Raw genomic sequence first — 14,454 nt, 5'->3', positions numbered from 1 at the left:
GTTTCTTTTTATAAATTAGATGCAAATATTTTATGTTTAAAAATGTTTAGTGCCAGATTTGGGTCTCTAAATATGTGGGTAGTAACTTTTTTATTTTTGCTTATAACTTTTGAAGGTAACTGATAAGTCGTAAGTATTGTATTTGTTGCTTCATAGAACCTTTAATCTTCCACTCTATAGATTTAGAGTAAACTATTTAGTTTAAATGTTTATATTTTTATATATCTCCCGTAGTTGAAATTATCAATAAGTAAAGCTAGTCATAAGCAAATAACAACTTTCTAAACGGCAAATTTATCATAGTATCAGTCCTGTCCTAGCGAGGTCGGTCAAAGGAGATGGCGCGGATGAAGAAGGTAATATGGTTTTTATTATGTTTCTTTGCAATGAATGCATACAGTAACGATGAAGTAAGTTTAACTTTGGTAGGTTATATCTCACCAGTGTGCGGCTTTACTACACAAAATAATAACCTTCACTTTTCTTCAGATGGCCTCGCGAGTACAAAGCTAGTGATTAATTGCAATTCACCTATGCGAGTATCAATGCAATCTGAAAATGGTGGCCTGCGCCATCAGCAAAGTACTCAAATAAATGCTTATAACCTGAATTGGTCAATAGAGGGCGTTTCAAGCGAAGTTTCTGCAACGGCACTTGAACTTAAATCTATCTACAATTTTGATGTTGATGAGATTCTATTTAACAGCGTAGCTAAATTACAACTAAAACTAGATAAGCCTTTAATTTATGCAGGTAGTTACCAGGATGTGCTCCGCATAGAAATGACACCATCGGTTGTATCTGGTGGAGTTTGGTAAAACACTAACTATTAATTAAAACAAATATGTCACATGGATAAGGAATATTAAAATGAAAAAGTTAATCGTGTTATCAGCAATCGCAACTCTAACATCTGGCGCAGCATTTGCTGAAAATCTAAATGTAGGTGGCGCAGTGTCATCGGTTTGTGGGGTGAGCAACATTAACACTACACAATTCTTTCAAACATTGTCAGAAGGTGCTACTAAAAATGTAGGCTTTGATTTGCAGTGTAATGATGTTGATGGTGCAACAATGTCATTAACAACATCTGAAGGGCACTTACAAAATGCTGACCATGAAGATCGTGGTGTCGGCTATACTGCCAAGTTAACTGCAGATACATTTGATTTTACGCTTTCTGCTGAAAATGGCCAAAATGATCAGTCAGAATCGCAAAGTCGTCCTGGTTCACCAACCCTTGCCGCTGGTGGCGTAGCTGGAAATATATTACTAACTGTAACACAAGCACCAGTTTATGCAGGTACTTACGCTGATACACTTATGTTGGCAATAACAGCTAACTAAGCAGCATAGTAAAAGGCAGTAGCTACTGCCTTTTACTTCATTAAGAGGGATTTTATATGCGTTATATATTTCTAATTATAGTGTTGTTAACTTCATATTCTACAGGGGCTTTTCAAGTTAAACCAATGGTCGCGGAGCTAGAGTCTTCAGGTAGCCAATCACAGCAAACCATTCGTATATCAAACCCTTCAGACAGTCCTTTAACTATTGAGATATCTGCGTTTGATTTACTAATTGACCCTAATGGCGATGAAACATTAAAAGCAAACGACGATGACTTTTTAATTATTCCGATGACTACGATAATTCCGTCTGGGCAAAGTCAATCAGTAATTGTTCGATATATTGGGGAACCAATATTAGAAAACTCAAAAGCGTACCGTGTAGCCATTGATCAGGCATCTGTTGATTTAGAAAAGGCGGGGCAATCAGGCGTAGGTATGTCAGTTAGCTTTAGAACTTTGTTTAATGTTGTTCCCAAAGGTGCGGAGGCAAAATTATTAATTAAAAATAAACGTCAAGTAGATACAGAAACATGGAGTGTACTACTAGAGAATACTGGTAATAAATATATCCGTTTATCTCAGGCACAGTGGCTTATTAAAGGTGATGAACAACAGCTATTATTAGAAGGGGCTGAATTGAGTAAAGCATTGACTGGAAAAATTTTATTACCTAAATCTAGCCGTGAGGTTTCAATAAAAATTCCAACAAGGTTTAATGCAGCAAGCAGTGATCTAGAGGTCAATTTTTAATGCTGCGGATATGCAGTTACTTTTTTATATATGTAAGTGTAATGACACCTGTTTTTGCTGTGGAAGTAACGCCTATGGTGGTTACTTTCTCTCCTGATAGTCGTTCAAATAATGCTTCTAGCTTGGTTCATAATCAATTACCAAGAGACATTGCTTTTGATATCCAAATTTACGAAATTGACTTTTCTCAAGGCACGCCTAAATTAATTTCTTTAGATGATTCTCCATTGTGGGTTTTTCCTCCGTCACTATTTTTGCAACCAGGGCAAAGCCAACAGTTGCAATTTAGATGGTTAGATAAAAAACTTCCTAGTACAGATAAAAGCTATCAAGTTAGCTTGATTGAGCAGCCCATTGTAAACCAGTCTATAGATAAACAGTCACAACTAACAATGCTGTTAAATGTAAATTTAATTGTTCATTTAGACCAGCCTAGATTAGTTCCTAAACTGATTATAAAAGAGCCTCACGTTGAAGATGGCTTTATTGTCACTGAAGTATTAAATGAAGGAAAAGGGGCAGGACGATTAAGTGATTATGAAATAACAATTACTAAAAATAAAACTCTAAGCGATCGAATTTTAAAAGATCAATTAAAAGCAAACGGATACGATGTTTTTTTTGCTCCTGATAGCACCAGTGTTATAAAAGTCCCAATTCCGCAATCGTTACAGAGAGGAAGCTTAAATCATTTACGTTTAGTGCTGGCTCGCTAGTTATGCGCGTTTTATTATGCATATTTTTATTGAGCTTTACTCAATTATGTTATTCAAAAATTAACCCGTCTAAAAGAACCATCGAACTCAGCGTTGAGGCAGAACTGAATAAAAATGCTATTGGCAAAATAACTCTTGCAGTTGATCCAAATGATAATTTATCTCTTAAATGGAGTGAAATTAAAGTTTCGTTTGAACGACTTTTATTTTCAGAGGACTTTGATTCTTTAGAGTCTAAGGTTAATAAAAATATTATTGATACAGAAGCATTAGAGTTATTTGGATATAATATTTCATTCGATATGAGTGATTTTAGCTTAGCAATATCAGTACCTCTTACACTGACTCGCCCTCAACAGCTAAGTTTAAAATCAGATTCGAGGAATTTAACAGCATCTGCACCTGCTAAACTGAGTGGATTTTTTAATGCTTATTCAAGTTATTTGTATCAGCAAGATAAAGGCGAGAATACAACAGATGACCTCTTAACTATTCGCTCTGAAATGGCAGTGAGTTGGGAAGGGTGGGTTTTAGAAAACGAAGTGGAGTATTTATCTGAAGTAGCTCCTACTTCATCAAATATTAGGCGCTTAGGTACTCGTGTAATACATGACCTACCGCTTAGTGGGCTTCGGATATCCATTGGTGATAATTATAGTTCAGGTAGTTACTTTCAATCAACAGCACGGGTACTAGGTTTGTCGCTTTCACATGATTTTTCGCTAGTTTCTGACAGGCCTATTAGGCCCAGCGCTTCACGTAGTTTTACCTTGGAGAGCCCATCCTCTGTTGAGGTATTAGTTGGCGAGCGGATAGTACAAAAACTTAATTTAGCCGCAGGTATTTATTCTCTTGATGATATACCCCTTAATGAAGGAAGTAATAATATTACTTTGAGGATTACTGATATAGCAGGAGTTGTCCGTTTTGTTGATTTTGATGTAACAACCGGTTTAGATCTTTTTGCTCAAGGGCAACTGGAGTATGAGTTTCATTTAGGCGTTCCCTCACGCTTAGGTAGTGAGCTAGATTATGATTACGACGAGCCACTAGCTAGCTTTTATCTTGATTATGGCATTACACCTAGCTGGACAGCCGGTGCGGCAGTACAAGGTGATGAGTATTCTCAGCAGATTGGTTTTAAAAATATTTATGCAGCTGCAGTTGGACAAATTGCGTTTGAAAATGCGATAAGTTTCAATGAAAAAACAGGTCATGCTTATCGCATTGTTTATAGTAACTATAGAAATCATAGTGATAATAACACTGACATTACGGTGGGTTATGAATACTCATCAAGATATTTTACAGGTCTTGGCTATCGACCTGATTCTCAATCTAGTTCTCACTTAAGAGAGCATTATATTCAGGCTAATTATAGTTTTTTTTGGGGAGAGGATACGCAAACATCTTTTTTTACAAGTTTATCAAGGTCATATGATGAAGCTCAATTTGATAAATCAGTTGGAGTTAGTTTTTCTGGTGAGATCGATAATAGCCAATGGAGATATAGTTTAGGTGGGCAATGGGAGGGTCTCGCTGAAGAAAGTCAATGGGATGTAAGGTTGTCTGTCACTTATAAGTTTTCTAATACTCGGCGGGCTAAATTATCTCATCAATCTAGGCAGGATAAAACACGCTTAGAATTCTCTCAAGATAGTAATCAGCGCTATGTTGGAGCTTTGAATATAAGAGCTGGGCTTGAAAAAAATGATCAAAATGAAGCTGTTTTTGATTTAAATACTCAATATAACGCGAATCGTTTTGTTATGAACTTTGATCATGGGAGTTTTTACGAGCAGTTTAATGAGGCCTCAGCTTACCATCAGAGCCGATTAAGCTTGGCATCAAGCATAGCATTTGCAGATAAGAGTTGGGCTGTTGGGAAACCCATATACGATAGCTTTGCTTTGATAGAACCCCACTCTAGCCTTAGAGGAAAAAAGATCACCTTGGGACAATATGAGGATAACTATAGGGCTGATAATGAAGACTTCGAAACTATTTTATTAAACGATATTAGTTCATATGCCTCAACCAACGTTACAGTCGATATTGATAACTTAGAGCCGGGGTATGATATTGGTTCTGGCATAATTACCCTTTACTCACCTTATCGAACAGGTCATGCAATCACAATAGGGACTGCTGCAAACATATCAGTGATTGCGACTTTGTATGATCAACAGAAAAAACCCTTATCATTACAAGTTGGTACAGCAATTTGTATCGATAAAAACAGCCAAAAAGAGCATACATTTTTTACAAATAAAAAAGGACGATTTGCATTAACAGGTTTAACCGCCTGTAATTATAAAATTACACTTAAGAATGCAGAAAAGTCACATTTTACGATTCAAGTATCTGAAGGTGAGCAATTACAGCGCAAAGGAGCTATTTATGTACAATAAAAAAGTAAGTTTATTATTGGGTGGTTTAGCACTCTTTATTTTTACGCCCTTAATTCATGCGCAATGCGCCGCTAGGTTCGATAAGATTGAACATATTTATGATGATTTTGAAAGCTACCATGCCTTACAGCAAGTAGACTCTAAGAAAGAGCTACGGATAAGCGTCACTAATGATGAAAGCTGTCAATTAGAACTCGTGCTAACAAGTGAGAATCAAGCTCAGCTAAAAGGGCAATTTCAAAGTATTCCTTACGAGATGCAGAGTATACAAAGTAAGTTAGTCAGCACATCAGCTTTAAAGTTAAACTTTACTGATTCTTCGACGATATTGACATTAGTCCTACCGTCAGGAACACCAATTAAAGCAGGTATATACTCAGATAGGCTCCAAATGAAATTATATGATCAGGGGAGTAAGTTATTAGATGAGCGAGAATATAGTATTCAAGAAAATATTGCCCCTAGGACAAGTCTTTCTGTACTTGGGTATAATACATTTTCAAATACTATCAATTTGGGAGAACTAATTCCGAGTAAGGAATACACTATGTTACCTAGTTTACAAGTCGTTACTAATTCAGATGTTCAATTGTCTGTAAGTTCAGATAATAATGGGAAATTAATACATAGTCTCTATAGAGACAAATATGCAATTAATTACAGTCTAGATCTGGCTGGAAGTTGGTTTCAACTAGATAACTTATCACAACATAAATTTACATACTCAGGACAAACCGTTTATCTATTACCTTTAAAAATTCAATTAAATGATTTCGAAAGGCAAGCTGCCGGTGAGTATTCAGATACAATCAGGTTTCAAATAAGCCCGCTTAACTATTGATTTTACTTAAGTTTTTCTTGCACCAAAGTAATGCCTGTTGCTTGTTTTTTACAGCTATTTTTTGATACACTTTGTGTAAATGTACACGAACTGTAGCTTCACTGATAAATAAAGTGTCTGCAATTGCGCTTGAATGTAAGCCAGAAAATAACAAGTTTAATACTTTCATTTCTTTGCAGGTTAAGTTATTTGATTGCAGCGCAGTTTGTTGTTCACTCGCTAGCATTTGTCTCATCCAACCATCAGTTACCGCACGTGGAAACCAAAGTTTTCCTTGTTCTATTGCTTCTAATCCTTGCTGCAGTAGTACTTCGTCAGTGCCTTCATAAAACAAACCTTTTAAATTAGGCCACTCTTTTAATGCCAAAACATCACCGTCTTTGGGCACGTCAAAAATAACGAGACCTTGATGACCGTTTTTTAGCATAAACTGATTTATAAGTTCATGGTTGATAATGACGTTTAAAGCTTGATAATTAACAAGTAGGACGTTGAAGTCAGCTGCAACACAAAAAAGTGACGTGTAATTTGGGCTGGTGAAGCATGTGGGGCTTTTATTGGCTGTATTTTCAATATTCATAATATTCTATCCATAGACTACATTTTAGCACTATATTCTTATTTTTAGTTAATTTCAATAATACCTGAATGTGTTTTAGCTCTTTTTTTATACACTAAAGTACATGTATGAGTATGTTTTATGCGCTCTTTAAAGTAGTATTTATGAGATTTTTTGTTTTAAAACAATTCATTAGTGAGGTAAATATTAGAGGGGGTTATTTATGATAATTCATCTAAAGCTAACAATGCTTAAATTACTGTCATTTTCTATGAATTTATTTAAATAATTTTATACATTTATTTACAATAATGTCATATAATACCTGTCCAGAGGAAAGATGCTATTTAGCGTCTTTTTTTATGCCTAAAATTTATATTATCAATATAAAAGCATAACAAAAATCACACGGTATCCTTTGGAGAATATTTTGAAACTACGCACACTCTCACAGTTAAGCCTAGCAATTGTCGCTGCACTATCTACTTCAGTAAATGCTGAAGAAGCTAAAACAACCGCAAAACAAGACGCGTTTGAAAAAATCGAAGTCACAGCTCGTAAACGTACAGAGAGCTTATTTGAATCTCCAACCGCTATCACATCAATTGGGGCGAACTTAATTGATAAAGCCAATATGAGTAATCTTGAAGATATTGGTAAATATGTTCCAAACTTAAACATCACCCGTTACGGTGTTGGTAATGCAGCACATGCGTCTGTGTTCATTCGTGGTATCGGTCTGCAAGATCACATAATAACTACTGATCCAGGTGTAGGCGTATACTTAGATGGCGTTTATTTAGGTCGTCAAATGGGTTCTAATTTATCATTACCCAATGTTGAGCGTGTTGAAGTGCTTCGTGGTCCACAAGGTACTTTATATGGTCGTAATACATTAGGTGGCGCTGTAAATGTAATTACAAAGCAACCTGGTGATGAAGGTATTGTAACTACTTCAGCTAAGCTGGGAAGTCGTGGACGTATTGCTGGTGATGTTTATTTTAATAACTCACTAACAGATGATGTAAGTATGTCTGCGAGTGCATCTTACAAAACACGTGATGGTGTTGGTGAAGCTGTTAATTTAGCAAATCCAGAGAAAGAAATTGGTGAGGAAGAGGAATTCAGTGGTCGTGTAGCCCTTAAATGGCAAATGAACAGCGATTTAGCATTCACTTTTGCTTTAGATGGAGTTGATAACGAGTCAGGTCAATCGCCTTACACAATTGAATTAACTGACCCGCTAGATGCAAACGATGTGTTTAATGGCGACTTCCCATTATTGACTCAAGATTTAATTCCATCAGACCCTGATGATTTAGGTACAACCGTTGCAGGTATTGAATCAACTTCTTACTCAGGTTGGGGCACATCGTTCTCGGCTGATTGGGCAATTAACGATACTTATACTACTAAGTTTATTTCAAGCTACCGTACATCTGAGTATGAAGGTGGCCTAGATGACGATGCATCACCTTTAAACTTATCTGAGTTTCCAGAAGAGGGCGGAGCTGATCAGTACTCGTTTGAAATTCAACTAAATGCAACATTTGATAATATGGACTTTGTGTCAGGCCTTTACTTTTTTAATGAAGATGGCTTTACACGTTCAGGCCCATTTGTATTCAGCCCATTTAATACACCCAATGGCTTATTGAATGACGGAGTAACAGAATCATTTGGTGGTTACGGCGATTTTGAAATTAACCAAGAAACTAATTCTTACGCAGCCTACTTTAACGCAAGCTACGATTTAACTGACGATTTAACGGTAGGTGGTGGCCTTCGTTATTCAAAAGATGAAAAAGATGCAAATGCTATATTCCCATCATTTCCTACTCGTAAGTATGTAAGTGCAGATTTTGATGCAGTTACGTGGGATGTAAATGCATCTTATCAGCTTAGCAATAATATGAATGTGTATGGTCAGATTCAAAAAGGCTACCAAACAGGTGGTTTTCCACCGCGCCCATTTGGTGGACCAGACCAATTTGTATCATTTGACGAAACGAAAGCGGTTAACTACGAAATGGGTCTAAAAGGCCAAGTACACGAAAATGTATCTATGATGCTTGCGGTATTTGTGACTGATTACACTGATTTAGCATTACCGTTTTCAGACCCAACAGCAGGTGGCGGTTTTGTAACAATTGTAGAAAATGCGGGCCAGTCTAAAGCACAAGGTATTGAGCTTGAAACAACAGTCGCTATTACTGATGACTTTACTATTCGCAGTGCAGTTGGTTATTTAGATTCTGAAATCACAGAAGTGGCTGAGGGTGTACAAGGTATAGGTAAAGGCGATTCACCTGCACTTACACCACGCTGGACTGTTATGGTTGCACCTTCTTACTTTATGGATTTAGAGAGCGGCGCAACACTTGCATTTAATGCTAACTATTCGTACCGAAGCGAAATGCAAGGGCAATCAGTTTATAACCAAAGTGAGACCATTGATTCTCGTGAACTAGTTGGTTTTAATATTTCCTACACTAATCCATATGGCGATATGGAAATTACACTGTATGGTGAAAACGTTCTAAACGAAGTTTACGATGTTGGTCGTCTACAACAATCAGGTTTTGTTGGCGTAATGCGTAGTAATGATCGAAGTGAATTTGGTTTGAAATTCAAAAAAGATTTTGAGCTATAAACTAAAATCAAGTAAATAAAATATAATGTAATTGAAGTTTATTTTGCATAATAAAGGCCGAATCATGCTGTGATTCGGCCTTTGTGTATTCAATAGTAAGGTTATTATTTGCATCGTTTAAATTCCTAATTTTAATTGCTGATTTAAAACAATCCACATCTCCATTTTTGAGTGTTTGTATTAACTATAATGCACCTTTTTAGTTTGTGTAAAGGTTAGGTTGTTCGCTACAATGGGGCCTCTTAATTGCCAAACGGACTCTGTAATGAAAATTCTTGCCGATCAAAATATGCCTTTAGTTGAGCAGTACTTTGCAGACTTTGGTGAGGTTGAGCGTTTTGATGGTCGTAAATTAACGCCTGAACAATTAATAGATGTAGATGTTCTTCTTACTCGTTCGGTGACAAATGTTAATCATGAACTTTTGGTACAAGCTAACAAGTTGAGCTTTGTAGGTACTGCCACAATCGGCATTGACCATATTGATACGCAATTACTACATGACAGAAATATTGCTTTTACAAGTGCGCCTGGTTGTAATGCGGTTGCTGTAGCTGAATATGTAATTAGTAGCTTATTTGCATTAAGCCAAGAAAATGCGCGTCCATTGTGTGGTCAAACAATTGGTATTGTAGGGATGGGAAACATTGGTACATGTTTGGCGCAAAAATTAAAAGCATTCAACGTAGTTGTACTGCTGTGCGATCCGATTAAGCACGAACAAGGCTTACTACAAGAACATGTAGCGCTTGACGAGTTATTAGCGCAATCAGATGTTGTTACTTTTCACGTTCCCCTTGTTAAAAGTGGCGAGCACAAAACACTGCACATGATGGGTAAAGAGCGTTTAAAAGCACTTAAGCCAGGAACCACGCTAATTAATGCAAGCCGTGGCGATGTAATTGATAACCAAGCATTGCTTGAGGTAATGGAAGCTGGGGCTGATTTAGATTTAGTACTTGATGTATGGGAGAAAGAACCCAATATTTTAACTGAATTACTAGAGCATGTTCGTTACGCTAGTGTGCACATTGCAGGGCATACACTTGAGGGGAAAGCTCGTGGTACACAAATGTTGTATCAAAAACTGTGTCAGCTCAAAGGTGTTGAGGCGATTAAATCGTTGGATGATTTTTTACCAACACCAGCCGTTACAAATGCAACTGTTACGCAAAGCCTTAATGAGCAAGATATTGCTCGTTTAGTGCATTTAATTTATGACGTTCGCCGCGATGACGGAATTTTACTTCGTCGCCTAGAGAGCGACGGCTTCGATAGTTTACGTAAAAACTATCCTATAAGGCGAGAATTTAGCACCTTATTTCTACAAGGTGATAGCCCACAACTAGCAGCACTTAGCCAGCTTGGCTTTAGTATAGCTGAATAATTATTTAACTAACGATGTTGTTTTAATGTCGTTTATAGAGGAAGAAATATGTCGCAAAAATATAACGTTGCCGTACTTGGCGCTACTGGTTTAGTAGGCCGTCAAATCATTGAAACGCTAGCAGATCGTAAGTTTCCTGTTGATCAGCTTTTTTTACTTGCTAGCAGCCGCAGCGCAGGTGAAGATATAAAGTTTCGTGGTGAGACCATTGAAGTACTTGACGTTGAAGGCTTTGACTTTAGCCAAGCGCATATAGGTTTGTTTTCTGCTGGTGGCAGTGTATCTGAAAAATATGCTCCTATTGCTGCTGAAGCCGGCTGTATTGTAATCGATAATACATCGCACTTTAGAAATGATTTTGAAATACCACTCGTGGTGCCAGAAGTTAATGCTTCAAGCCTAGCTGATTTTAGAAATCGTAATATTATTGCTAACCCTAACTGTTCAACTATTCAGATGATGTTAGCACTTAAACCAATTTATGATGCTTACGGAATAGACCGTATTAATGTATCTACTTACCAAGCTGTATCGGGTGCAGGTAAAGACGCGGTTGATGAACTTGCAAAGCAAACAGCTAATTTGATGAATGCACGCCCTATGGATAATAAAGTATTCCCAAAGCAAATTGCATTTAACGTTATTCCTCAAATTGATAGCTTTGAAGATAATGGCTATACGCGCGAAGAAATGAAAATGGTAAACGAAACTCATAAAATTTTGGGTGATACCACTATTGCAGTGAACCCAACGTGTGTACGTGTTCCCGTATTTTTTGGGCACTCAGAATCAATTAATATTGAAACGCGCATGCCTTATGACTTTGAACACGTTAAACAACTTTTAAAAGACGCGCCTGGTGTCGAGCTAATTGATGATGAAGGTGACTACCCAACAGCAGTGTCTGACGCTAGTGGTAACGATACTGTGTATATAGGTCGATTACGTGCTGATATTTCTCATCCACATGGATTAAACATGTGGGTTGTAAGTGACAACACTCGTAAAGGTGCTGCAACTAATAGCATTCAAATTGCAGAAGAGCTTATTGCCAATTACATGTAATAGTTAATTGCGCTAAACATGCTTTTGAAGCGGTAAACAGTAGTTGTTTGCCGCTTTTTGTTTATATAGCTTGTCAAATTTTTGCCGTTTAATTTTAAAAATACAAAAACTGATTGATAACACTCAATAAATTGTTATTTATAAAGATGTTTTAAGGCATTTATTTTCAAGGTGTTGCGATGGATATTACGCTCTAACTGGTTTATAGTTTGTAATTGGAATAGAGCTTGCAATAAAAATAGATTGTAATAATAAATGCGAGTCAGTCATTTGGCTGATAATAGCAATAATAAACAATATTTATGCACTTAAGTTTTAGGTGTTTTATTAATATTTAAATATTAAAGGATCAGCATGCGCGGTTTAGCTACACTTATTATATTAGCGTCTGCATTGATAGTAACGCCAGTTTACTCTCAGGACAGTACCCAATTAAAGGGGCCTAAAGGCGTTGACTATGGTGCGCAAGGGCGATCAATTGGGCCAATTAAACCAACTGATACGCTTTGGCGTATAGCAGCTAAAGTGCGCCCAGACAATTCTGTCAGTATTTATCAAGTTATGCAGGCTTTGTATAACAAAAATCCCGATTCATTTTTAGAACAAAATCTTAATCACATTCAAAATGGTGCCTATTTAAAAATCCCTACCTTAGCCGAAATAAAAGCTGTAAATACGCAGCTCGCAAAGCAACGCTCTGAGCAAGATGATGCATTATGGGAAAAGAAAAAAAATGGCACGCTTACACAAAGCGAAATTAACTCAGCGCAAACAAAAGTAACTCAAGCGCGTAAAATTGATGTAGACGATGCTAAAAAAGAGATACAGAAAGAATTAAATGAAATAAAAACAGAGCAAGGTACTAAGCTTGTTGAGTTACAACAACAGTTTAAAAGCTCAGTTAGTAATGTAGAAGAGATTTTAGTTGAAAATAATAATCTTAAAAAACAGTTATCAGGAATATCTAAAGAGCTCGAAAACTTACGTTTGCAATTAGGACAAGACAGCGAAATTCAAAATCAGTTAAAAGAACTCATTGTTAAACAAAACGAGATTATTGCCCAACAAAAAAAACAAGAAGTAATACCAAAAGAGTCATTTGATTTTGGCTCATTATTTTCAAATCCCATAGTACTGGGCTTGTTAATGTTTATTCCTGGGTTACTGATTATTTTTGCAATCGTTATGTTTTTACGCAAACGAGCAAGTAATCAAGAAGAGCCGCAAAACGATGATGACTTTTTACCACAAACCCCAACTTATACTGGCGATGATGATTTAGGCCCAAGCTTAAATGACGATCCAATTGTACCTGACCCTTTAGATGACTTGAGTGTTCAATTAGATGATAGTCTCGAAAGTGATATGTTGCCTAATGATGATTTAGACGACGGCTTAGATGATTTTTCTGGCGACGAAAATTTACTTGATCAGGATGAGCTCGAAAGCTTGCTAAGCGATGACATTGTTTTTGATGATGAAAATACCGATGACGATGATGAGCTCGATATTTTTATGCAGCAAGGGTTTGATCAACCTTCAGATGAAAACGCTGAAGATATAGATTTAGACTTATCTGATGACTCAATTAACAATGATGAAATCCTAACTAATGACGATTTAGATAGCTTGTTTGATGAAGACGATAGTCTACCTGAGTTTGATGCACCGCAAACAAGCGAAGCTTTAGAGGATGACAGCTTAGAATCTCATGATGAAATGGCGGCTTTAAGTGAAGAGCTTGCAGATGAAGATAATTTTGATATAGATGAATTATTAGATCAAACATCAACAGAATTAGATACCTCACATAACACTTCAGCTGAACTTGATACAAGCGACGACTTTGATTTAGACGATATAGATAGCTTAATTGATGAGGCGAATGACCCAAAAAGTGATGTGGTAGATGACTCACTTGATGCAGAGTTACTCGACGAAGATGAACTTCTAGAAGAAAGCGACGACTTTGATTTAGACGACATAGATAGCTTAATTGATGAGGCTGCAGTTGATACTGCAGATGACTCATTAGTTGAGGAAAGTGACGACTTTGATTTAGACGATATAGATAGCTTAATTGATGAAGCAGCAGTTGATACTGCAAATGATTCATTAGTTGAGGAAAGTGACGACTTTGATTTAGACGACATAGATAGCTTAATTGATGAGACTGCGGTTGATACTGAGAATGACTCTTTAGTTGAGGAAAGTGACGACTTTGATTTAGACGACATAGATAGCTTAATTGATGAGGCAGCAGTTGATACTGCAAATGATTCATTAGTTGAGGAAAGTGACGACTTTGATTTAGACGACATTGATAACTTAATTGATGAGGCAGCAGTTGATACTGCAAATGATTCATTAGTTGAACAAAGCGATGGCTTTGATTTAGACGACATAGATAGCCTAGTTGATGAAGTAAAAAATTCAGATGTAAGAGATTCAGAAATTGATAATGCATTGGCAGACTCAGTTGAGGATTTAGCAGATGCTCAAGAAGAATTAAATGTTGATGATATTGAGTCGCTTGCTTCATCATTAAATGAAGAGCCTGAGCTTGAAGAAGAACCAGAGCTTTTAGCTGAACCCGAGCTTGTAGAAGAGCCTGCGCTTTACGATGAGCCTGAACTCGCAGAAGAGCCCGAGCTTATAGAAGAACCTGAGCTTTACGATGAGCCTGAGCTTGTAGAAGATCCTGAGCTTGAAGAAGAGCC

At 36.8% G+C, this 14,454-nt stretch carries 11 protein-coding genes; 10 read left to right on the top strand and 1 reads right to left on the bottom strand.

Translation table 11 applies throughout. The features are described 5' to 3' along the window. Window positions 1-347: 347 nt before the first annotated feature. The 6 genes from H5115_RS19460 to H5115_RS19435 are packed head-to-tail and all read left to right on the top strand — an operon-like array spanning window position 348 to window position 6,070. The gene (locus H5115_RS19460; protein ID WP_182673104.1) at window positions 348-818 is read left to right on the top strand and encodes a hypothetical protein; all 471 of its coding nucleotides are present in this window, start codon (window positions 348-350) and stop codon (window positions 816-818) included. Window positions 819-870: 52 nt separating this feature from the next. Next, window positions 871-1,347 carry a hypothetical protein gene (locus H5115_RS19455; RefSeq protein WP_182673105.1) on the top strand — a complete coding sequence of 159 codons (477 nt, stop codon included), beginning with the start codon at window positions 871-873 and terminating at the stop codon, window positions 1,345-1,347. Between the two features lie 56 nt (window positions 1,348-1,403). Then, window positions 1,404-2,102 carry a molecular chaperone gene (locus tag H5115_RS19450; RefSeq protein WP_182673106.1) on the top strand — a complete coding sequence of 233 codons (699 nt, stop codon included), beginning with the start codon at window positions 1,404-1,406 and terminating at the stop codon, window positions 2,100-2,102. A 41-nt stretch (window positions 2,103-2,143) separates the two neighbouring features. After that, on the top strand, window positions 2,144-2,818 hold the full coding sequence (locus H5115_RS19445) for a hypothetical protein (protein WP_259396450.1): 675 nt from the start codon (window positions 2,144-2,146) through the stop codon (window positions 2,816-2,818). Between the two features lie 2 nt (window positions 2,819-2,820). Further along, window positions 2,821-5,229 (top strand): fimbria/pilus outer membrane usher protein, encoded by a 2,409-nt coding sequence (locus tag H5115_RS19440; RefSeq protein WP_182756894.1) that lies wholly within the window; start codon window positions 2,821-2,823, stop codon window positions 5,227-5,229. Beyond that, window positions 5,219-6,070 carry a hypothetical protein gene (locus tag H5115_RS19435; RefSeq protein ID WP_182756892.1) on the top strand — a complete coding sequence of 284 codons (852 nt, stop codon included), beginning with the start codon at window positions 5,219-5,221 and terminating at the stop codon, window positions 6,068-6,070. Before H5115_RS19440 ends, H5115_RS19435 begins: the two co-directional genes overlap by 11 nt. Here the strand turns inward: H5115_RS19435 and H5115_RS19430 are convergent. Beyond that, window positions 6,060-6,650 (bottom strand): LuxR C-terminal-related transcriptional regulator, encoded by a 591-nt coding sequence (locus tag H5115_RS19430; protein ID WP_033022035.1) that lies wholly within the window; start codon window positions 6,648-6,650, stop codon window positions 6,060-6,062. The genes H5115_RS19435 and H5115_RS19430 overlap by 11 nt on opposite strands. Window positions 6,651-7,059: 409 nt before the next feature. Between H5115_RS19430 and H5115_RS19425 the strand changes: the two genes are divergently transcribed. The 4 genes from H5115_RS19425 to H5115_RS19410 form a co-directional block, all read left to right on the top strand. Then, the gene (locus H5115_RS19425) at window positions 7,060-9,282 is read left to right on the top strand and encodes a TonB-dependent receptor (RefSeq protein ID WP_182756890.1); all 2,223 of its coding nucleotides are present in this window, start codon (window positions 7,060-7,062) and stop codon (window positions 9,280-9,282) included. A 265-nt stretch (window positions 9,283-9,547) separates the two neighbouring features. Continuing rightward, window positions 9,548-10,669, top strand: a complete 1,122-nt coding sequence (locus H5115_RS19420; RefSeq protein ID WP_182673111.1) for a 4-phosphoerythronate dehydrogenase — start codon at window positions 9,548-9,550, stop codon at window positions 10,667-10,669. A 48-nt stretch (window positions 10,670-10,717) separates the two neighbouring features. Then, window positions 10,718-11,734 carry an aspartate-semialdehyde dehydrogenase gene (locus H5115_RS19415; protein WP_024594855.1) on the top strand — a complete coding sequence of 339 codons (1,017 nt, stop codon included), beginning with the start codon at window positions 10,718-10,720 and terminating at the stop codon, window positions 11,732-11,734. A gap of 354 nt (window positions 11,735-12,088) precedes the next feature. After that, on the top strand, window positions 12,089-14,454 hold a 2,366-nt coding region (locus H5115_RS19410), incomplete at its 3' end, for a FimV/HubP family polar landmark protein (RefSeq protein ID WP_310736293.1).

Source organism: Pseudoalteromonas sp. SR44-2, assembly GCF_014163745.1.
Lineage (GTDB): Bacteria > Pseudomonadota > Gammaproteobacteria > Enterobacterales > Alteromonadaceae > Pseudoalteromonas > Pseudoalteromonas distincta.
The sequence above is the reverse complement of the archived record's forward strand: the minus strand, read 5'-3'. Positions and strand labels throughout refer to the sequence as shown.